General features: G+C 62.3%; 1 rRNA gene. It reads left to right on the forward strand.

Annotated features, from left to right (window positions below):
- Nucleotides 1-104 (forward strand): 16S ribosomal RNA (locus H6A16_RS10635); the annotation flags it as partial.
- Nucleotides 105-308: the final 204 nt, after the last annotated feature.

The raw sequence follows: 308 nt of genomic DNA on the forward strand, positions 1-308 counted from the left end.
CCGGCCCAACCGCAAGGGGGGAGGCGTCGAAGGTGTGGAGGGTGAGGGGGGTGAAGTCGTAACAAGGTAGCCGTACGGGAACGTGCGGCTGGATCACCTCCTTTCTAGGGAGAAACCTTAGAATCAAGAGCTTATTTCAAACCAGACGGGCGCCAGCCCGCCCTCGTCGGAGTCCCGGCCTTCGCCCGCGGTGCCCGGTCCCCGGGGTCAGCCCCGCGTACCTTGAGAGCCGCATAGCGAGAGGAACCGACCGAAGGTCGGTTCCGCATCGATTCTCGATCCAATTCTGAGAGATGGAACGAAGAGAG

This window comes from Collinsella tanakaei, from assembly GCF_016900375.1.
In the GTDB taxonomy this organism is placed as follows: Bacteria; Actinomycetota; Coriobacteriia; order Coriobacteriales; family Coriobacteriaceae; genus Collinsella.